General features: G+C 61.6%; 16 protein-coding genes. 10 read left to right on the top strand and 6 right to left on the bottom strand.

Features of this window, described 5'->3' with window-relative positions; all coding sequences use genetic code 11:
• Positions 1-140: 140 nt before the first annotated feature.
• The 3 genes from AB1462_RS22895 (at position 141) to AB1462_RS22905 (ending at position 4,096) form a co-directional block, all read left to right on the top strand.
• Entirely contained in the window at positions 141-662 is a 522-nt protein-coding gene (locus AB1462_RS22895; RefSeq protein ID WP_367247992.1) for a sigma-70 family RNA polymerase sigma factor, read from the top strand.
• Positions 659-1,609 carry a FecR family protein gene (locus AB1462_RS22900; protein ID WP_090406869.1) on the top strand — a complete coding sequence of 317 codons (951 nt, stop codon included), beginning with the start codon at positions 659-661 and terminating at the stop codon, positions 1,607-1,609. The genes AB1462_RS22895 and AB1462_RS22900 overlap by 4 nt, the downstream gene beginning before the upstream one ends.
• A gap of 75 nt (positions 1,610-1,684) precedes the next feature.
• Positions 1,685-4,096 (top strand): TonB-dependent siderophore receptor, encoded by a 2,412-nt coding sequence (locus tag AB1462_RS22905; protein WP_259192013.1) that lies wholly within the window; start codon positions 1,685-1,687, stop codon positions 4,094-4,096.
• 81 nt (positions 4,097-4,177) lie between these two features.
• Here the strand turns inward: AB1462_RS22905 and AB1462_RS22910 are convergent, their stop codons facing one another.
• Entirely contained in the window at positions 4,178-5,233 is a 1,056-nt protein-coding gene (locus tag AB1462_RS22910; RefSeq protein WP_367247993.1) for an NAD(P)-dependent oxidoreductase, read from the bottom strand.
• A gap of 181 nt (positions 5,234-5,414) precedes the next feature.
• Positions 5,415-5,873: an Hsp20 family protein gene (locus AB1462_RS22915; RefSeq protein WP_090406878.1), complete on the bottom strand. Its 459-nt coding sequence runs from the start codon at positions 5,871-5,873 to the stop codon at positions 5,415-5,417.
• A gap of 255 nt (positions 5,874-6,128) precedes the next feature.
• Here AB1462_RS22915 and AB1462_RS22920 point away from each other — a divergent pair, with 255 nt between their 5' ends.
• The 7 genes from AB1462_RS22920 to AB1462_RS22950 are packed head-to-tail and all read left to right on the top strand — an operon-like array spanning position 6,129 to position 15,454.
• Positions 6,129-6,944, top strand: a complete 816-nt coding sequence (locus AB1462_RS22920) for an ABC transporter permease (RefSeq protein WP_259192016.1) — start codon at positions 6,129-6,131, stop codon at positions 6,942-6,944.
• Positions 6,934-8,202: an ABC transporter ATP-binding protein gene (locus tag AB1462_RS22925; RefSeq protein WP_259192017.1), complete on the top strand. Its 1,269-nt coding sequence runs from the start codon at positions 6,934-6,936 to the stop codon at positions 8,200-8,202. The genes AB1462_RS22920 and AB1462_RS22925 overlap by 11 nt, the downstream gene beginning before the upstream one ends.
• Entirely contained in the window at positions 8,199-9,521 is a 1,323-nt protein-coding gene (locus tag AB1462_RS22930) for a polysaccharide pyruvyl transferase family protein (RefSeq protein ID WP_259192018.1), read from the top strand. Before AB1462_RS22925 ends, AB1462_RS22930 begins: the two co-directional genes overlap by 4 nt.
• A complete protein-coding gene (locus AB1462_RS22935) occupies positions 9,514-10,218 on the top strand; it encodes a 2OG-Fe(II) oxygenase (RefSeq protein ID WP_259192019.1) in 705 nt (234 codons plus the stop codon). Before AB1462_RS22930 ends, AB1462_RS22935 begins: the two co-directional genes overlap by 8 nt.
• Positions 10,219-10,229: 11 nt before the next feature.
• Positions 10,230-12,386, top strand: a complete 2,157-nt coding sequence (locus tag AB1462_RS22940; protein ID WP_367247994.1) for a glycosyltransferase — start codon at positions 10,230-10,232, stop codon at positions 12,384-12,386.
• Between the two features lie 19 nt (positions 12,387-12,405).
• Positions 12,406-13,383, top strand: a complete 978-nt coding sequence (locus tag AB1462_RS22945; RefSeq protein ID WP_315337021.1) for a class I SAM-dependent methyltransferase — start codon at positions 12,406-12,408, stop codon at positions 13,381-13,383.
• Between the two features lie 13 nt (positions 13,384-13,396).
• Positions 13,397-15,454 carry a glycosyltransferase gene (locus AB1462_RS22950; protein WP_315337019.1) on the top strand — a complete coding sequence of 686 codons (2,058 nt, stop codon included), beginning with the start codon at positions 13,397-13,399 and terminating at the stop codon, positions 15,452-15,454.
• Here the strand turns inward: AB1462_RS22950 and AB1462_RS22955 are convergent, their stop codons facing one another.
• The 4 genes from AB1462_RS22955 to wecB are packed head-to-tail and all read right to left on the bottom strand — an operon-like array spanning position 15,455 to position 19,412.
• Complete coding sequence (locus AB1462_RS22955; RefSeq protein ID WP_259192023.1) at positions 15,455-16,324, bottom strand: SDR family oxidoreductase; 870 nt, start codon at positions 16,322-16,324, stop codon at positions 15,455-15,457.
• Positions 16,317-17,228 carry a glycosyltransferase family 2 protein gene (locus tag AB1462_RS22960; protein ID WP_259192024.1) on the bottom strand — a complete coding sequence of 304 codons (912 nt, stop codon included), beginning with the start codon at positions 17,226-17,228 and terminating at the stop codon, positions 16,317-16,319. The genes AB1462_RS22955 and AB1462_RS22960 overlap by 8 nt, the downstream gene beginning before the upstream one ends.
• Positions 17,206-18,312: a glycosyl transferase gene (locus AB1462_RS22965; protein WP_259192025.1), complete on the bottom strand. Its 1,107-nt coding sequence runs from the start codon at positions 18,310-18,312 to the stop codon at positions 17,206-17,208. The genes AB1462_RS22960 and AB1462_RS22965 overlap by 23 nt, the downstream gene beginning before the upstream one ends.
• Positions 18,309-19,412: a non-hydrolyzing UDP-N-acetylglucosamine 2-epimerase gene (gene wecB, locus AB1462_RS22970; protein WP_367247995.1), complete on the bottom strand. Its 1,104-nt coding sequence runs from the start codon at positions 19,410-19,412 to the stop codon at positions 18,309-18,311. Before wecB ends, AB1462_RS22965 begins: the two co-directional genes overlap by 4 nt.
• Between the last annotated feature and the right edge of the window lie 75 nt (positions 19,413-19,487).

Raw genomic sequence — 19,487 nt, forward strand, 5'->3', positions numbered from 1 at the left:
CCGGCTTCCATGAGTGGATTACCCATCGGCCGGTCAGCCCAGGCGATATAAATACAACACTCCATGCTGGACACGCTTGCTTTCGCTGATGGCACACCGCTAATCTTGCGAATAATTCTTATCCGCAGACGTATCCTCCCATGTCGGCCAGCGACCTTCCCTTGAACCACGCCGTCCATGCGCTCTACACCGAGCACCATGGCTGGTTGTTCGGCTGGCTGCGCAAAAAGCTGGGTTGCCCCCATAACGCTGCGGATCTTTCCCACGATACGTTTGTGCGAATCCTCTCCTCCCGCGACGCCCTCGGTGGCATGCGCGAGCCCCGGGCGTTTCTCACCACAACGGCGCGCCACCTGATCATCGACCGCGCACGCCGGCGTCATCTGGAAGACACCTACCTGCGGGAATTGGCGCTGACCGTCGAGATGATGGAGCAGTGCCAGCAGTCGCCGGAACAGATCCTCGTCACCTTGGAAGCGCTGGAACAGATTGCCTTCGTGCTCGACGGCCTGGCCCTGAATGCACGGCAGGCGTTCCTGTTGTACTTCCTCGAAGGCCTGCGCCAGAGCGAGATCGCCAGCCGCCTGGGGATTTCCGAGCGCATGGTGCGCAAGCACTTGATGAACGCGCTGATGCACTGCAACCACGCCCTGGACGTATGAGCGCCGACCTCGACCAGCAGGCCGCCAACTGGGTGATTCGCCTGAACGAAGGCAACCTCAGTGAGCGCGAGCAACAGCAATTCGAACGCTGGAAAGCCGCCGACCCACAGCACGTGGCCGCGTTTGAACGCTTGCAGGGTTTTGTCGGCCGTTTGCAGGCGTTGCGTCCGCAACAGGCGCCGGTGCAGGCCGCGCTGGAAGCCGCCCGGGTACGTCGGCGCAACCCGGCCGGCCGCGTGCTGCTGGGTGTGCTGCTGGCGTTGCCGGTGGCCCTGGCGCTGCGAACTTACCCGCCCAGTTACTGGCTGGCCGACCAGCGCACCGCACCGGCGCAATGGCAGCAGGTCAATCTGGAAGACGGCTCGCAATTGACCCTCAGCGGCAACAGCGCCGTCGACCTGACCTTCAACGGCCAGCAGCGCCAGGTGCGCTTGCTGCGCGGCGAAATCCTCGTGCAAGTTGCCCACGATGCGACGCGGCCGTTTACGGTGGTGACCGACGACGGCCAGATGCGCGCCCTCGGCACGCGCTTCACGGTCAAGCGCGAAGCACCGGGCACGCTGCTGAGCATGCTCGAATCGAGCGTCGCCGCCACCGACGCCAGCCAGCATGACGCTGTCCAGGTCAGCGCCGGCGAACAGGCACGCATCACCCCGGACGCAGTCACGCGGCTGGGCAGGATCGACCCGCGCGCCACGGACGACGCCTGGAAGCACCATCAATGGGTGGTGCAGGACCGTCCCTTGCCGGAGGTACTCGACGAACTTGCGCGCCAGTACGGCGGCCACGTGCAGTTCGATCGCCAGCAGCTGACCGACCTGCGCGTTTCGGCGGTGTTGCCGCTGGACAACCCGCGTCGCGCCCTGCAATTGATTGCCGACGCCCTGCCGGTACGCATCCGCGCGTTCAGCCCGTGGTGGTTGCAGGTCGAACGCCTGGAAAAATAGTTTCGCCTGCCGGGTTCCGCTTTTCACGCCTGCCCCGTCAAGGAAGAAAGCACCTCAATAACAGGAATTTCTTCCATGCCACGCCACCTCAAGCGTTCTCCCTTACCCCTCGCCCTGGCGATCAACCTGGCCAGCCTGGCCGTGCTGAATCTAGGGGTGTGCAGCCCGGTGGCGGCGCAGGAAGCGGCGCGTTATGCCATTGCCGCCGGGGCCCTGGGACCTGCGTTGAACCAGTTCGCCCAGCAGGCCCATGTGGCGCTGTTGTTCGACAGCACAACCGTGGCCGGCCTGAACACCAGCGGCCTGCAAGGCGACTTCCCGGTGGCCCAGGGTTTTGCCCAGTTGCTGCGCGGCAGTGGCTTGCAGGCGGTGCAAGGCGCCAATGGCTACGTGCTGGTACCGATCAACACCACAGGTTCCCTGGAACTGAGTCCTACGGCGATCACCGGGCGAATCGAAGAAAGCAGCACCGAGCATGTCAAAGGCTATGTGGCCACGCGCAACCTCAGCGCCACCAAGACCGACACCCCGATCATCGAAACCCCGCAATCGCTGTCGGTGGTCACCAGCGACGAGATCCGCGACCGCCAATCGGAAACCCTGTCACAAACCCTCGACCTGACCCCGGGCTTCACCAGCCAGCCCACCAGTTTCAACCGCACCTCGGACCGCTTCCGCATTCGCGGTTTCGATGTGGAATCGGCCACCGGCGGCTCCCTGCGCGACGGCCTGCGCTTGCAGAACAACTCCTACGACGGCGTGCAGGAACCCTATGGCCTGGAACGGGCCGAAGTGATTCGCGGCGCGGCGTCGGTGCTGTATGGCCAGCTGTCGCCGGGCGGCCTGATCAATACCGTGAGCAAGCGCCCCAGCCAGACGCCCTACCACGAGATCAACCTTCAAGCCGGGCAGAACGACCGCAAGCAACTGTCCGCGGACTTCACCGGCCCGTTGGGTGACAGCGACACCTTGAGCTACCGCCTGACCCTGCTCGATCGCAAGAGCGACACCGCCGCCGACCACATCAACAACGACAAGATCTACGTCGCCCCGGCCCTGACCTGGCGGCCCGATGACGACACCTCGCTGACCCTGCTGTCGTTCTACCAGAAGACCGAAACCGGCTTCTCCGCGCCCCTGCCCTATCAGTTGACCAAAGGCGTAGGCGAAGGCCGGTTCCAGATCGGCCGTCACGACTTTATCGGCGAGCCGGACTACGACGAAATGAACGGCGAGATGTCGGCACTCGGCTATGAGTTCGAACACCGCTTCGATGAACACACGCGTATCAGCAACAAGCTGCGTTACTACCAGTCGGATGTGACGTGGCGTTACCTGCAAGTCAACATCACCGGCACCAACATCGGCACCGCGCAAACCACCGGCCTGCTGCGGCGCCAATACAGCGACCGCCAGGAACGCTCGCGGGGCCTGGCCAGCGACACCAATATCGAGAGCAAATGGCAGTTCGGCGACTGGCAGCACACCTTCCTGCTCGGCTTCGATGGCTACGACACCAGCTATGACTCGCACAACTTCCGTGGCACCGCTCCGTCGCTGAACCTGGCGACTTACAACTACGGCCAGCCGGTGGTGGTCAACAAGAACCCCGCGACCGACCGTGGCTCGCAGATCGACACCCTGCAAAAAGGCATCTACTTCCAGGACCAGATCAAATTTGATGAGCGTTGGATTTTGCTGTTGGGCGGCCGTCATGACTGGGCCGACCAGGACACCGAACTGTTCCGCAGTTCGGCCAAGAGCAGCCAGAGCGATGAAGCCACCACCTGGCGTGCAGGGCTGGTGTACAAGGCCGACAACGGCCTGGCGCCCTACATCAGCTACAGCGAGTCATTCTTCCCGGTGGCCGGCACCAACAAAGCGGGACAAACATTTGTTCCCACCGAAGGCAAGCAGTATGAAATCGGTATCCGCTATCAACCCGAGGGCAGCGCCACGCTGTTGAGTGCAGCGGTGTACCAGTTGGAGCAGCAAAACGTGCTGAGCCAGGACCGCACCGACCTCAATTTCTCGGTACAAGTCGGCGAAGTGCGCTCCCGTGGGTTCGAGCTGGAAGCCAAGACCGAAGTCACCCCAGACCTCAGCCTGATCGCCTCCTACGCGTACATCGACGCACGCATCACCAAAAGCGATATCGCCAGCGAAATCGGCCAACGCAGCGAAGACACCCCCTACCACCAGGCCGCCCTCTGGGCCGATTACCGCCTGGCTGCGCTCGGCATCCCGCAACTGCGCATCGGCGGCGGCGCCCGCTACAAAGGCACCACCCAGGCCTCCGGCGTGCCGTCATCGATGCCCGCTTATACCCTGTACGACGCCCGCGCCAGCTACGAAATAGACCCGCATTGGGAAGTCGCGCTGAACGCCAATAACGTCACCAACAAGCGCTACACCTACTGCGAATTCGCGATTTGCCGCTATGGCGATGAGCGACAGTTGGTCAGTTCGTTGACGTATCGCTGGTAACGCTCACAGGCACCGGCTCGGTCATGGTCAGCAGCATCAGCAAGCAGGCGAACGAGCCGATGGCCATGAGCAGGTCGGTGGTTAACCTGCGTCCGCAGCCAGGCTGAGCGAGTGGATCTTGTCGACAATCTGCCGTGAAGCCTTACGGATCGCCGTCGTCGTGTTACCTGCGATATGCGGTGTCAGTTGGGCATTGCCGATGCCTGCCAGTGGCGAGTCAAAACGGTCTTTTTCGCGGACAAAGGTATCGATGGCGACCGCTTTTATATGCCGGGGAAACGCGGTCATGAAGCTTGCCAACTGGGCTTCATCGACGATGCCACCGCGAGCGGTATTGATCAGTATCGAGCCTTGGCGCATCTGCCTGAACTGGGCAAGGCCGAACAGGCCTTGGGTGAGCGGTGTCAGCGGTACGTGGAGAGAAACCACGTCGGCCTCGCCCAGCAATTGCTCGAGGGTTTGCCGTCGCTCAAACCCAAGGCTGCGCGCGACCTGCTGCGTAAAACGCTCTGAACCGCAGGCGATGACCTTGATACCGAGCGATCCCGCTTTGCGCGCGACGGCTTGGGCAATGCTGCCGGTGCCGACCAGCCCCAGCGTGAGTTCGCCGAATTCGAGGCCTGGCGCCAAGGTGCCCTTGGCCCAGCGACCGCTGTGCGTTTCGGTGTTGTAGTGGTCCAGGTCCCTGGATAAAAACAACGCCTGGGCGACGACGTATTCGGCCACCGCCGCCGCGTTAGAGCCCGGCGTGTTGAGTACGCTCACGCCACAGCGCTCAGCCTCTTGCCGGTCGATATGGTTAACGCCTGCACCCGCTTGGGCGATGGCGCGCAGCGGCGTTGGCAACGCCGATGATGCCGCGGCGCGGATCAGTTCGCCCTCAATGGGAATATTCAGGCGCGTCTTGAACACGCTATACCCCCCGGCCTGAGTCACGGCGTCGATGAAAGCTTGCCGGTCGTGGCCATTGATCTCGGTGTACCGGATGCGCTCGCCATAGTGCTTGCGGATACTGGGTTTATCCGTGAAATAGTAGAGATTCAGGGTGACGACCAAGCCCAACTCAAGGAATCGGTCGACTTCCTCGAATAGCAACGGCGGGCCGGGTGCATCCAGTATCAGCGTGGTGAATGCCATGCACGTTGGTCCTCCTGGCAGATAGGGGAGCGGGTTGATGCGCCTTCAAGCATGGAGTTGAACTGACTACATCCGGGCTCGAATAAATCATAGACCTGAACGATACACAGACACAGCACATGACTGTTAATCATTGGGCAGAACAAAGGCGCTCCCAAGAGCGCCTTTATTCATTCCAGCCTTACTGCTCGCTGATGGTTTTCACATCCGCCTTGGCAGCACCGCCAATCGCAATGCGCTTAGGCTTGGCTTCCTCCGGGACCTCCCTGAGCAGGTCGATGCTCAGCAACCCATTGGCGAGTTGTGCGCCCTGCACTTCGATGTGGTCGACCAGGCGGAACGACAAACGGAACGCGCGCTGGGCGATGCCTTGGTGCAGGTAGGTGATGCCCTCGTTGTGTTCGCGCTTGCCACCGGCGACGGTCAACACGCCTTTTTCCACCTGGATCTCCAGGTCATCTTCCACCAGGCCTGCCGCCGCGATGACGATCCGATAGTGATCTTCACCGTGTTTTTCGACGTTGTGGGGTGGGTAGGTGGTACCGGCCTCGCTGCGAAGCGCCGATTCAAAAAGGTCGTTGAAACGGTCAAAGCCGACGGAATGACGGAACAGTGGGGCCAACGAAAGAGTAGTAGCCATTGCAAAATCTCCTGAGTTTTCTCCAAGTGATTTGAGACGCGACCCGTAGTCGGCATCGCGTAAAACCTAAGTAGGTTCAGGGGGAAAAATTTCAAGCGGTGCCAGCAAAAAATTTATCCGCTGCTGTGATCGCGTGCAGACAGGCTGACGCATGAGCATCCCCCCTCGGTCGAACAATCACTCAACGTCACATAGCTAAACTGCAATTGCTGACTAGACTCATGGGCGCACCGCACTGGCAATGGGAATCGCTGCATGAGTGAAACAACCGCGCGGGCTGGTATGTTTTCCAGCCCGTGGCGACATAGAGAGCTATTATTTTCCATGGTCCAGCGGGAAGTGATTGGGCGTTATCGAGGCTCCATCATGGGGCTGTTATGGTCGTTCCTTAACCCGCTATTCATGTTACTGGTCTACACCTTCGTGTTCAGCGTGATGTTCAAGCTGCGCTGGCCCGCGGGCGACGGTTCGCGCACCGAGTTCGCGCTGCTGGTGTTTGCCGGCCTGCTGGTGTTCAACGTGTTCGCCGAATGCGTGGGACGTGCGCCGGGCCTGATCATCGCCAATGCCAACTACGTCAAGAAAGTCATGTTCCCCCTGGAGATCCTGCCGTGGGTGGTGTTGGGCGCCGTGTTGTTCCATACCCTGGCCAGCCTGGTGATCTGGCTGGTCTTCCACCTGGTGTTTTTCGGCTTGCCGCCCCTGACCAGTGTGTTGCTGCCCTTGGTGCTGTTGCCGCTGGTGCTCTTCACCTTGGGAATCGCCTGGCTATTGGCATCGCTGGGCGTTTACCTGCGTGATGTCGGCCAGATGGTGGGCGTACTGACCACGGCATTGATGTTTGTCTCGGCGATTTTTTATCCGACCAGCGCATTTCCGCCGGCCTACCAGGGCATCCTCCACCTCAACCCGCTCACCCTGGTGGTCGAACAGGCCCGTGACGTGCTGTTTTGGGGCGTGGTGCCGGACCCTTTCACCTGGGCCTGCGGCCTGCTCGTGGCCGGTGGCGTCGCCTGGCTGGGGTTCACCTGGTTCCAGAAAACCCGCAAAGGATTTGCCGATGTGCTCTGACATCGCCGTACAAACGGCCCACCTGAGTAAGAGCTATCACATCTACGACACGCCCAGGGATCGCCTGTGGCAGCTGTTGTCTCGCGGCAAAAAACATTTTTATCGTGAGTTCTGGGCACTTCGGGACGTGTCGCTGGAACTGCGCAAAGGTGAAACCGTCGGGATCATCGGCCGCAACGGCAGCGGCAAATCGACGCTGTTGCAACTGATCTGCGGCACGCTCAGTGCCACCTCCGGCACCCTTCAGAGCCAGGGCCGCGTGGCGGCGTTGCTGGAGCTGGGCTCGGGGTTCAATCACGATTTCACCGGGCGTGAAAACGTCTATATGAACGGTGCCGTATTGGGGCTCAGTCACGCGGAAATCGACGCCCGTTTTGCCCAGATCACCGACTTTGCCAATATTGGCGACTTTATCGACCAACCCACCAAGACCTATTCAAGCGGCATGCTGGTGCGGCTGGCCTTCGCCGTCGCGGTGTGCGTGGAGCCCGACATCCTGATCGTCGATGAAGCCCTGGCAGTGGGTGACGCGTCCTTTCAGTTCAAGTGCCTCAATCGGCTGGAAGCGCTCACGCAGCAAGGCACGACGCTGCTGTTTGTGTCCCATGACATGGGCATGGTCAAACGCTTTTGCAATCGGGTGATCTACCTGCGTGAGGGCCAGGTGCGCGCCAGTGGCTCTCCCGAAGAAATGGCCGAACTCTACCTGCTGGAGATGCGTGACGAACAGCGTCGCTGGGCCAGTGGCGGCGCGGTGGCGGTTGCCCCCAAGGCGTTTCTTGCCCAACAGGGTGGCATCGCCTTTGGCACCGATGAGGGCCATATCGTTGCGGCCTGCTTTACCAACACGGACAGCCTGTATTCGAGTTTTGTGTATGGCGAAACCATCGAACTGCGTGTCGAAAGTCAGGTTCGCGACAGCATCAAGCTGCCGACCCTCAGTGTCACGATCCAGGAGGCGCGCCTGCTGGTGATCGGTGGCGCCAACCTGCCGCTGCACCCGGAGGCAGCGCAAGACGGCTGGCGCAAGGCGACGCTCAACGTCCGCTTCCCCGCCAACCTCGCGGCCGGCAAGTACCACATCACGCTGAAACTGATGAATGGCCACCTCGAAGAAACCGCGCAGTTGATCGAGAAGCAGGTCGCGCTGCTGGCATTCGACACCTTGCCGGGCGCCAAGGAATTCCTCGGGTTCGTCGACCTGGGAATAGAAGCCGGTCAGCCCCCTCACACGAATGAACCGGGGGTGCTGCCATGAGCCGAGAGTGGCAGGTCGGGATCTTCGGGACGTTCGATGTCGCCAATTATGGCGACCTGCTGTTTCCCATCCTCGCCGAGGCGGAATTGACCCGGCGCCTGGGCGCGATAACGCTGCACCGGTTTTCCTATCACGGGAAAACGCCGCCCGAATGGCCGTACGAGGTCACATCACTGACCCGCTTGCCGGACATCGCGGGTCAGTTGGATGGGGTGTTGATCGGCGGTGGTTTCATTGTGCGTTTCGACAAGCTGGTCGCCACCGGTTATTCCCCCCCGGATGCCGCCATTCACCACCCCACCGGTTACTGGCTGACGCCCGCACTGATCGCGTTGCAACACGGCGTCCCGCTGATCTGGAATGCACCAGGCATGCATTGCAACGACATCCCGCCATGGGCCGCGCCGTTGGTGAAACTGACCCTCGAACACAGCCCGCATATCAGGGTACGCGATGTGCTGTCCCAAGCGGCCCTGGCCCAGCTGTCGCCGACGGCCCACGTCGAGGTGCTCCCCGACACGGCCTTTGGCCTGCCACGGCTGCTCGACCCTCAATCGCCTTCTACCCGGTTCCTGGAGCTGTGCAGCAGCGCCGGCCTGACCCAACCCTATCTGGTGGTGCATGCAATGTGGGGGTTGGACAGCTTCCTGCAGCTGTGGCAAACCCATGCCGAGCAGTTCGATGACGTGCAACTGCTGCTGCTGCCCATAGGGCCGGTGCTCGGTGATCATGAAAGCGTGCTGGGCGACGGCCTTGCGCGCTCGCGGCGCCTGCCCTTCTGGCCCGAGCCCCTGCTGCTGGCGGAGTTGCTCGCCCATGCCGAAGGGGTGATCGGCCACAGCTACCACTTGGCGATCAGTGCACTGGCCTTTGGTGTGCCGATCTTCTGCTCGGCGGACCTGGGCACCGGCAAATACACCGCGTTGCCCAGCCATGGGCGAATATTCCAATTACACCGGGACCAGCCGATTGATCCGCAGTGGTTTCGCGCACAGTTGGGCAAGCAGCCGGTGTCCCAGGTGACCGCCCACGCGATGGTGCAGATCGATGCGCACTGGGACCGCGTGGCCGCGTTGATCCGCGAAGGTCGCAGGCCCACGCAGCCCGCGCTCAACCGCTACTGGCAAGCCTTGCCGGGCGTTCTCGAAGACCTGCACTCACAGCTCCAAGGCTTGGCCGAGGACCGGCAACGCGAACGCGAGCAACATCAACAGGCACTGGAAATGCTGTATCGCTCCAACTCGTTCAAGCTGACGGCGCCGTTGCGCCGTCTTCGCCGTACCCTGAAGAAATGGCTGGGAGCCCTTCGACATGATTGACCTGAGCAAACTGACGGCCCACCGCCTGCAAACCGAACCTTTTTCCTGGGCGCAAATCGGCGAGCTTTACGCTCCCGAAAATGCCAGGGCGCTGGCGCAAACCTACCCGCACGACCACTTCAAGACGGTCTCCGGCTACGGCGGCGCCAAGGACTACGAGTACGAAGCGCGGCAATTGATCGCCATGGGCAGCCACGAGGTGGTCAACCCACAGGCTTTGAGTCTGCAATGGCGGGCACTGGCCCACAGCCTCTGTTCACCGCAATACCGTCAGGCTATCTCCGCCCTGACCGGGGTGGACGTGACCGAGGCGCCCATGGAGGCCAACCTGTTCCACTACGGCCCCGGGGCCAACCTCGGGCCGCACCCGGACCTGGACGACAAACTGGTCACGCACATCTTGTACTTCAACCAGACCTGGGACCCCGCCGACGGCGGCTGCCTGCAGATCCTCGGCTCTGCCAGCCCGACCGATATCGTCGCGCAAGTGACGCCCGAGGTCGGTAACTCGGCGGTTCTCGTGCGCGCCGACAACTCCTGGCATGCCGTTTCGCGGGTGGTGGAGGGTTGCGGCTCTTCCAGGCGCAGCGTGACAGTGACGTTTTACCGCCCAGGGTCTACCAGCTCGATGTGGCCAGCCAACGACCCGACACCGCTGCACACTTACGGCGAACAGCACAGCACAACGTTTTCGTGAAGGACCCCACCATGGATAAGGACAATCTGGCCACCCTTGAGCGCGAAAGCGCCCACGTGGAACGCGATGCGGCCATCAGGGAACGAAATGCGGCGCTGGCCTACATCGCCATGTTGAAAAACACCCGCTCGTGGCGGATCACCCGGCCATTGCGAGCGCTGCTGCATTGGTTCAGGTATCGGTCACGGCACACCGAAGACGACACCCCCGACTTCCTGCACGGGCAACCTCTGCCGTTGCACACTGCGTCGAAAAACCCGCTGTCGCCATCGGCTGATTTATCGTCATCAGAGGCGCGCTTCGACATCCTCTGCTTCGCCAATATCGACTGGGCCGCGCGCTTCCAGCGACCCCAGCAGTTGATGAGCCAGTTCGCCCGTCACGGCTACCGCGTGTTCTACATCGTGCCCTCCCGCAGCGCCGAGCCCGGCCAGGCCTACAGCACCCTGGAAGTGTCGCCCGGGGTATTCGAGGTGACGTTGCAGCGCGACGCGTTCGTGGACTACTACCACCAGCGTATGCCGGAAAAACACCTGCTCGCCTACGCCAGCGCGATCGATGCGCTGGCTAACGACTTGCGCATAAAAACCGCGGTGAGCGTGGTGCACCTGGCCTTCTGGGCCCCGCTCGCGCAGCGGTTGCGCAGCGCCCACGGTTGGAAAATCCAGTACGACTGCATGGACGATTGGGTGGGCTTTCCGGGGATCGGCCAGACGTTGCTGGAGGAAGAACACACCCTGGTCCGAGACGCCGACCTGGTGACGGTCACCGCCGCGCTGTTGCAGGAAAAATGGGCGCCGATGAGCCGTAACTGCCTGTTGCTGCGCAATGGCGTGGATTTCGAATTCTTCGACCGCAATTGTGTACCCAATGCCCTGATGGCGGAGATCGAGCGGCCCCTGATCGGCTTCTACGGCGCCCTGGCCGAATGGGTCGACCTGGCGCTGATCGCGAGCATCGCCCAGCTGCGGCCGGACTGGAACTTTGTGCTGATCGGCGACATTTTCGTCAAGGACCTGACCGGGCTGGACCGCCTGCCCAACGTGCATTTGCTCGGCAGGAAGCCCTATGCACAGATGCCGTTGTACCTCTACCACTTCAATGTCTGCCTTATCCCATTCCGCCTGTATAACGTGACCCATGCGGTCGATCCGGTGAAGTTCTACGAATTCATCAGCGCCGGCAAACCGGTGGTGTCGGTGCCGCTGGAAGAAATGCAGATCTACGCGGATTTCGTGTATTTCGCCAGCGAACCACAGGCCTTCATCGAGCAGATCGAGCGCGCCCTGAACGAAACCGATACCCAGGCCGCCACCCGACGCGTCGCGCTCGCCAGCGACAATGACTGGCGCCACCGCTTCGACACCAACCTCAGCGCGCTGACGGCCTTGCACCCGAAAGTGTCGATCGTGATCGTCACCTACAACAACGTCGAACTGACCCAGGGCTGTATCCAAAGCCTGCTGCGCAACACCACGTACCCCGATTACGAGCTGATCATTGTCGACAACGCGTCCTCCGACGACACGCGCAACTACCTGCGTTACCTGGGCCGCACCCAAGCGAACGTCACGCTGGTGCTCAATGACCGCAACCTGGGCTTCGCCGCCGCCAACAACCAGGGGCTGCGCCTGGCGACCGGGGAATACCTGGTGCTGCTCAACAACGACACCGTGGTGCCCAAGGGCTGGGTCGACCCGTTGCTGCGCCACCTGCAAGACCCGCAGATTGGCCTGGTCGGCCCGATGACCAACTCGGTAGGCAACGAAGCGAAGGTGGTCGTCGACTACGTCGGCCTTGAGCACATGGAGGCCTTCGCCGATCAGCACGTTGCGCGGCATCGCGGCCGCACCTTCGATATCAGCATGCTCGCCATGTTCTGCGTGGCCATGCGCCGCGAGGTGCTGGAGCGCATCGGTTGGCTGGATGAGGCGTTCGGCATCGGTATGTTCGAAGACGATGACTATAGCCGGCGCATCCAGGCGGCCGGCCTGAGGACCGTGTGCGCCGAGGATGCCTTCATCCACCACTACGGGCAGGCGTCCTTCAAGAAGCTGATCGCCAGCGGCGAATATCAAGCACTGTGGGACAAGAACCAGGCGTACTTTGAAAGCAAATGGGGCACATGGACGCGCCCTCAACCGCACCGGCAATCGGGTAACCCTTGACCAATGGAAGGAAGACACCGTGTTCAAGCGAATCATGAACAAGCTCAACGGCAAGCGCGAAGGGATCAGCGCCGACAAGCAAGTCACAGCGGATCACTGGTCAGAAAACATGGCCGGTTCCGACGCCTTTTCTGCGGATGTATATTGGCTGGCGGTACCAACCGTACAACGCCGCCATCAGCATAAGGCGACGGCGGGCAGCGGCCATCCCGGATGGGTGCAGTACTGCCTGAAGGAGTTTCTCGGCAGCCCGGCGCCAGGCACACGTATGCTGAGCATCGGCTGCGGCACCGGCACCCTTGAGCGCGAACTCTACACGCTCAACGCCTTCGAGCACTGTGACGCCGTGGATATAGCCCCTGCCGCACTTGAGGTGGCCAGGGCCGAAGCGCTGGCGATGGGCGCGTCGACGATCCATTACGCCCTGTGTGATATCGAACGGACTGACCTGCCGGGCGATCACTACGACGCGGTCTGGTTCAATGGCTCGCTGCACCATATCCGCGAGCTAGAGGTGGTCTGCCAGCGGGTTCGCCGTAGCCTGAAGCCCGGCGGCTGGCTGTTTTTCAATGAATATGTCGGGGCCAATCACTTTGCCTTTGATGCCCGACAACGCGCGGCCATCAGCCATGCGTTCGGCTTGATTCCCGAGCATTTGCGCCGCTCATTCGTGAAGGGTTCATACGGACAGGTGCAACAGGTCGTGCCACTGCCCGACCCCGCCGAGGTGGTGAAAGTCGACCCCTCTGAGGCCGTGCGTTCGGCAGACATTCTGCAGGTGGTGCAGGAGCACTTTGATGTGCGTGCGCTGAACCTCTGCGGTGGCTCGTTACTGCAGTTTCTGCTGCACGGTATCGCCGGCAACTTCACCCCGGACAACCCGCAGTCCCTCAGGGTACTGCAGATGTTGTTCGACATCGAAGACGGGCTGATCGAGTCAGGCACCCTGAAAAGCGACTTTGTAGTGGTCGCCGCGTCGCCGAGAAAGTCCGGATGAGGTCGCCCCGCCCATGCTGATCGAGCGGCGCCCATCTCGCCGGCAGCGCTGGCGCGCGGCGTATCACCGGTTGCCGTTGCCGGACAGCGTAAAAAAACTCCTGGCGGTCATTTACCGAGGCGCATTGCTGCGCGTTGTGCGCACATTGCGTGGCGTCCTGCGACCTGTGAAAACCTTCGCCAGCCCAGCGCTGACGCCTCAACCACAACAGGCCGGGCTGGCGGACTACATTATCTGGGGGGCTATCGATTGGGACTTGCGCCACCAGCGCCCGCAACAACTGGCCCAGGCACTGAGCGCCACTGGGCGGCGGGTCATCTACGTGTCGGCATCATTGATACATGCGCCCCAAGCCGGCTTTGAACTCGAGTCGCTGGACCAGACGCAGCGGCTGTTCCAGGTCAAGCTGTTCGCTCATGGTGCACCGCTTATCTATGCCGCGCCGCCTGACGCCGTACAGGTTCGGCAGTTGTGCCGCAGTATTGGCGAGGTACTCCTCTGGGCCGGGTCCGCTCGGGTCATTTCACTGGTGCAGCACCCTTTCTGGTGCGACATCGCCGGTGAATTACCCAACAGCCGGTTGATCTACGACTGCATGGACCATCATCAAGGCTTCGGCAACAACGCCCCCGGCATACTGCAACTGGAGCAACGGCTGGTGCGCAACGCTGACGTTCGGCTGTTCAGCTCCGACTGGCTGGCCGAGCAATGGCCGACCCAAGCCAATGAAACCCGCGCCATCCTTCGCAATGCCGCAGACTTCAACCAGTTCTCCAAGCCACCGGCCTTGATCTACCGGGATCGCTTGCAGCGCGCGGTGATTGGCTACTACGGCGCCATTGCCCATTGGTTTGACCCCGCGCTCGTGGCCCGCATTGCCGAGGCGTTTCCAGGGCATGTGGTGCTGCTGATCGGCGCCGATACGGTGGGCGCGCGGGCGCGATTGCGTGGCTACCCGAACGTTGAATTCATCGGCGAAGTCCCCTATGCCACCCTGCCCTATTACCTGCATGGCTTTGATGTGTGCATCGTGCCGTTTCACATCACGGCACTGACGCTCGCCACCAACCCGGTCAAGGTCTACGAGTACCTGAGCGCCGGAAAACCCGTGGTCTCGGTCGACCTGCCAGAGATGCAACAATTCGGCACCCTGGTGCAGGTAGGCCACGACGGCACGGCGTTCATTGCCGCGATCACGCGGGCACTGCTGCCATCGACGGCTGAACAGATTGCCCAGCGACAGGCGTTCGCCGCCCAACAAACCTGGGCACACCGCGCCGAGGCGCTCATCACCCTGGCCGAACGCGACGCCTCCACCGCACGCATCAGCGTCATCGTAGTGACCTACAACAACCTGGCGCTGACGCGTGCGTGCCTGGACAGCCTCGAGCACGACCGCGACGGGCCTGAACTGGAAATCATCGTGGTGGACAACGCGTCCAGTGACGGCAGCGCAGCCTTTCTCAGGCAGTGGGCGGCCAGCAGCGGCCAGACGGTCGTGCTCAACACCGACAACCGGGGTTTCGCCGCCGCGAACAACCAGGGCCTGGCGATCGCCAGCGGTGAATATCTGGTGCTGCTCAATAACGACACGCAGGTCACCTGCGGCTGGGCGAGTACCTTGCGACGGCATTTACAACGCAATCCCGAGCTTGGCTTGATTGGCCCGGTGACCAACAACATCGGCAACCAGGCCAGGATCGACATCCACTACGCCGACCCCGCAGACATGCCGCAAGCGGCTCGGCACTTTACCTGCCGCCACCTTGGCGAGGTGGTCCGGCTGCCGACCCTGGCGTTCTTCTGCGTGATGATGCCGCGCAGTACCTACACGCGAATCGGCCCGCTCGACGAAGTCTATGGCCGTGGATTCTTCGAGGATGACGACTATTGCCGGCGTGTCGAACGCGCCGGCCTGGTGAACGCCTGCGCCCGCGATGTGTTTATCCATCACCAACTGTCGGCATCGTTCGCGCTTATGAACCAGGGCGAACGCCAAGCGCTGTTCGAGCGCAACAAGGCGATCTATGAAGCCAAGTGGGGTCCGTGGGTGCCCCATGAACATGAGTAACTAACGCAGGTCCTGTTCCGACAATAAAAATCCCCTGGGCGCAAAGCCAAGATCCCGGGCTGCCTCGGTATGCTCGAACACCAGGTCCTGGTTCATGCGCTGCGCCATCGCCGCCGACCAATGGCGATAGCGCGGCAGCACTCGCAACAGCAACAGGGTTATCCGGAACACCCAGAGCGGCACCGTGAATAAACGCGGGCGGCGGTTCTGCGCGGTGAACACGCGGGCGACCATCTCCCGATAGGGCAGCGTCTCTGCGCCGCTGAGGTTGTAGGCATGACGGCACACCTGGGGGGCCTGCAACGCCCCCACACAGGCGCTCGCCACATCCTCGGCATGCACGGGTTGACGCAGTCCCATCGCGCCACCAAACAGCGGAAAAAAGCCGAAGCGCCGAATAAAGCGCGCGATCTCGGTAATGTTTTTGTCGCGTCCCTGGCCGTAGATCAAGGTCGGACGCAGGATGCCCCAGTGCACCCCGTGGGCCTGCGCCCACTGCTCAACGCGCGACTCGGCGTCGCCCAACAGGCTGGCGAGACGCCGCTCTGCGGAGTCGACGGAGTGGCTTTTGCTAAAGCGACTGGTGGAAGACAGGGCCACGATTTTGCGCGCTCCGCAGGCCTGCAGCAGCGCAAAATGCTGCGGCAGCGCCCAAATCGGTGCCACGCAGATCCAGTAGGGAATCGGCGCGGCATATGCGCTTACATCCGCCTCAGGAAGCCGTTGCCAACTGACCGCGTCACTGTCGCTGCCGTGCTGTGGCTGCCGGGAAAAAGCGACGACCTTGAACTGTTCGCGCACCAGCAACGCAAGCAGGCAGCGGCCTACCAGGCTGCTGGCCCCTAGCACACCGACCGTGACCTCAGGCATGCCCACCCCGGGATCGCCCCAACAACCCATTGAATCCATGGTAGATGCAGACCAAGCCGAAGCGCAGCCACACACCCAGGACCACCCACCACCACAACCCCTTGGGGTAGTTGGCCCTGAAGAACTTTGCGTAGAACCGCACCATCCCTCGGTGTTTGTGCCATTCGACAAAGAACGGTCTATTCCGGCTACAGGCGCCCCGCCAGTGCATGACGCGCGCCTGTGGCACAAACACGACGCGCCACTGCTTCAGCTTGAAGCGCATGCACCAATCCAGATCCTCGCAATGCAGAAAATAGCCTTCGTCCCATAGACCCACAGACGTCAACGCTTCACGCTTGACCAGCATGCAGGCACCGGAAATGGCTTCTACCGCGACGGGCTCGGTAGGCAGCGGTTCACGATGCAACAGGAAGTCGGCGCACAGCGTAGGAAATAACCCATCCAGGCGCGACAAGCCAAAAGCCCGCACGAAGGCTCTCCGGGGGGTCGGAAAGACCCGGCGCCCGCCCGGCTGTTCGGACCCGTCGGGGTTGCATAGAAAGCCCCCCACCATGCCCGTAGCGGCATCGGCGCGCAGCGCTTCCATCATGCCCTGCAATGAGCCCGGCAACAGGACACAATCCGGGTTCAGGAACAACAACGCACCGGCACCCGATACAGCCACACCGGTATTACAGGCCGAGGCAAAGCCCATATTCCGGTTATTCCGGATGATGCTCAGGCGCGTATCGGCCAGGAACTCATCCAGGTACGCCAGGCTGCCGTCACTCGATCCGTTATCCACCACAATCACCCGCAACGCGCCTTCCCTGAGGGCCGATGCCACACATTCGCCGAGCAGTTTGCCAACGTTGTAGTTAACGACGATCACGTCGCAGTTATGGATGAAGCGTGGCGGCATCAAAACGCGCTTCCCATGAGTGTTGCAGTGCAAATGCACGGGCTTCATCCGCATTACGCTCACACTGCAAGGCGGCCTCGGCCAACCCGGCAATATCGGTGTGTGAATGACTGATAAAAACACCGGGCAGCCCTGAACGGTCGTGCATCTCGCCGAAGTCAGTCGAGATCACCGGCAATGCGAGGCCGCGGTATTCGTAGTACTTGATCGGATCGACCGACGCGGTGAGCAGGGTCTTTTTGAAAGGGATCAACCCCACGTCGAACTCAGCCATGGCGGCCAACGCCGCGCCATGATTACCGGCGGGCAACACCACCACGTTGCTCGGCAAGTGCGCGGGCGCGGCGCCGAAAACCGGCCCCATCAAACGAATTTCGTCGTTGGGCCTGGCTTCGGCCAAAGCGGCCACCCAGGCCCAGTCAAACCAGGCGGCCAAGGTGCCCACGTAGCCAAAAATCTTTCGACTCGATGACGTTGGCGCCAGCTCCACGGCAGAGATCGCCGACAAGTCCAGGCCGTTCAGCACCAGGCACACCTCATTCCGATAACGCCGCCACTGCGCGTTGAGCGTGGAACTCGACGTCCAGATAACATCCACGCGCTGGGCGATCAGCCGCTCACGGCGCGCCAGGGCTGACCGCGAAAGGCCGGTATAAAACGCCGGGAAATCATCCATCGCGTCATACAAGGACGAGCAGTGACGAAGACGCAGCAGCAACAGATGCGCCAGGACCGAGGGCTTGCCGACCACGAGCAAGGCTGGGGATGAGTGGGTGAATTGATCGATCCGGCTCAATACATGCCGCCAGCAAAACCGGTTCACCCAGCCCGAGCCAGGTAGAGGCTCTATCGGTAAACCGCCAGGCTTGATCAACGTGAGCCATGACGGCGTGCCGCTGGATGGATTCGTTTGCGCGGATGGCGCCGCCGCCCTCAGATCGCTCCACCTGGGCAGCCGCGTGGGATAAGGGTCAACCCAGAGCACCAACGCACCTGTGCGGCTGTGCACCCAATCGACAAACTTATGCGGCCGCTGGGCGAAGCTCTGCCAAGGCAACGGCGAGAGAAATACCAGGCGCTTCAAGAAAAGTGCTCGTGCAGGACCTTCACGATACGCCCTGCAGCCTGCCCATCGCCGTAGGGCGAAACACCTCGCACCATGCCACGGTAGGCCGATTCATCGTCAAGCAGGCGCTGCGCCTGCTCGATGATGCGTTCATAGCTGGCGCCAACCAGCTTGACGCTGCCCTGCTCTACCGCCTCTGGACGCTCGGTTTCATCGCGCATGACCAGCACCGGCTTACCCAGCGCCGGCGCCTCTTCCTGGACGCCTCCCGAGTCGGTCAGGATGAAATACGCCGCTTTCATAGCAGCGATGAACGCCGCGTAACCCAGCGGCGCGCACAGTCTGAAGTTAGGCATGCCTGCCAGGCACGCCTGGGCGACATCCTGGATGTTTGGATTCGGATGCACAGGGTAAAGAAACTGAACCTCAGGGTTGTTCTCGGCAAGGGTGCGCAGCGCTCGGCAGATGTCGAGAAACGGTGCGCCAAAATGCTCTCTACGATGGGCCGTCACCAGCACCAGGCGCTTGCCCGGATCAAGATCAAGACCGATCTGCACCTCACTGGCCGCTGTCGTGAGCAGTGCGTCGATCACCGTGTTGCCCGTGACGAAAATATCCGCACTGGCCACACCCTCTGTCAGCAGGTTTTGCCGGGTGCTTGCCGTCGGCGCAAAGTGCCAGTGCGCTAATTGACTGGTAATGACCCGGTTGGCTTCCTCGGGGAACGGATGCCGCAGATCCCACGTGCGCAAGCCGGCTTCAATATGCCCCACCGGTATGCGTCGGTAAAAACAGGCCAGGGCACAGGCCATCACCGTGGTGGTATCACCTTGCACCAGAACAGCATCGGGCCGCTCTTCGAGCAGGACGGTATCCAGCTTGAGCAATAACTGCGCGGTCAGGGTGGCCAAGGTTTGATTTGGCCGCATGACGTCCAGGTCGATATCGGGCTCGATGCCGAAAAACACCAGGATTTGATCCAGCATATCGCGATGTTGTGCCGTGGCGACCACACGCACATCGGCCCAACGCTGTTGTTTCAAGGCCAGAATGACCGGGGCCATTTTGATAGCTTCGGGACGTGTCCCGATCACGCAAAAGATTTTTTTTACCGACACATCAAGCCTATTTCCATATCCGATAAGTGGCTGAATCGCTCAGGCATTCAAGCTCATGCTCACGCACATTCCGCT

Source organism: Pseudomonas sp. SB113 (assembly GCF_040754745.1).
In the GTDB taxonomy this organism is placed as follows: domain Bacteria; phylum Pseudomonadota; class Gammaproteobacteria; order Pseudomonadales; family Pseudomonadaceae; genus Aquipseudomonas; species Aquipseudomonas grimontii.

Excerpts from the sequence above, each read along its gene's own strand:
- AB1462_RS22895 (WP_367247992.1), top strand. The coding sequence starts at position 141 with ATGTCGGCCAGCGACCTTCCCTTGAACCACGCCGTCCATGCGCTCTAC.
- AB1462_RS22900 (WP_090406869.1), top strand. The coding sequence starts at position 659 with ATGAGCGCCGACCTCGACCAGCAGGCCGCCAACTGGGTGATTCGCCTG.
- AB1462_RS22905 (WP_259192013.1), top strand. The coding sequence starts at position 1,685 with ATGCCACGCCACCTCAAGCGTTCTCCCTTACCCCTCGCCCTGGCGATC.
- AB1462_RS22910 (WP_367247993.1), bottom strand. The coding sequence starts at position 5,233 with ATGGCATTCACCACGCTGATACTGGATGCACCCGGCCCGCCGTTGCTA.
- AB1462_RS22915 (WP_090406878.1), bottom strand. The coding sequence starts at position 5,873 with ATGGCTACTACTCTTTCGTTGGCCCCACTGTTCCGTCATTCCGTCGGC.
- AB1462_RS22920 (WP_259192016.1), top strand. The coding sequence starts at position 6,129 with ATGAGTGAAACAACCGCGCGGGCTGGTATGTTTTCCAGCCCGTGGCGA.
- AB1462_RS22925 (WP_259192017.1), top strand. The coding sequence starts at position 6,934 with ATGTGCTCTGACATCGCCGTACAAACGGCCCACCTGAGTAAGAGCTAT.
- AB1462_RS22930 (WP_259192018.1), top strand. The coding sequence starts at position 8,199 with ATGAGCCGAGAGTGGCAGGTCGGGATCTTCGGGACGTTCGATGTCGCC.
- AB1462_RS22935 (WP_259192019.1), top strand. The coding sequence starts at position 9,514 with ATGATTGACCTGAGCAAACTGACGGCCCACCGCCTGCAAACCGAACCT.
- AB1462_RS22940 (WP_367247994.1), top strand. The coding sequence starts at position 10,230 with ATGGATAAGGACAATCTGGCCACCCTTGAGCGCGAAAGCGCCCACGTG.
- AB1462_RS22950 (WP_315337019.1), top strand. The coding sequence starts at position 13,397 with ATGCTGATCGAGCGGCGCCCATCTCGCCGGCAGCGCTGGCGCGCGGCG.
- AB1462_RS22955 (WP_259192023.1), bottom strand. The coding sequence starts at position 16,324 with ATGCCTGAGGTCACGGTCGGTGTGCTAGGGGCCAGCAGCCTGGTAGGC.
- AB1462_RS22960 (WP_259192024.1), bottom strand. The coding sequence starts at position 17,228 with ATGCCGCCACGCTTCATCCATAACTGCGACGTGATCGTCGTTAACTAC.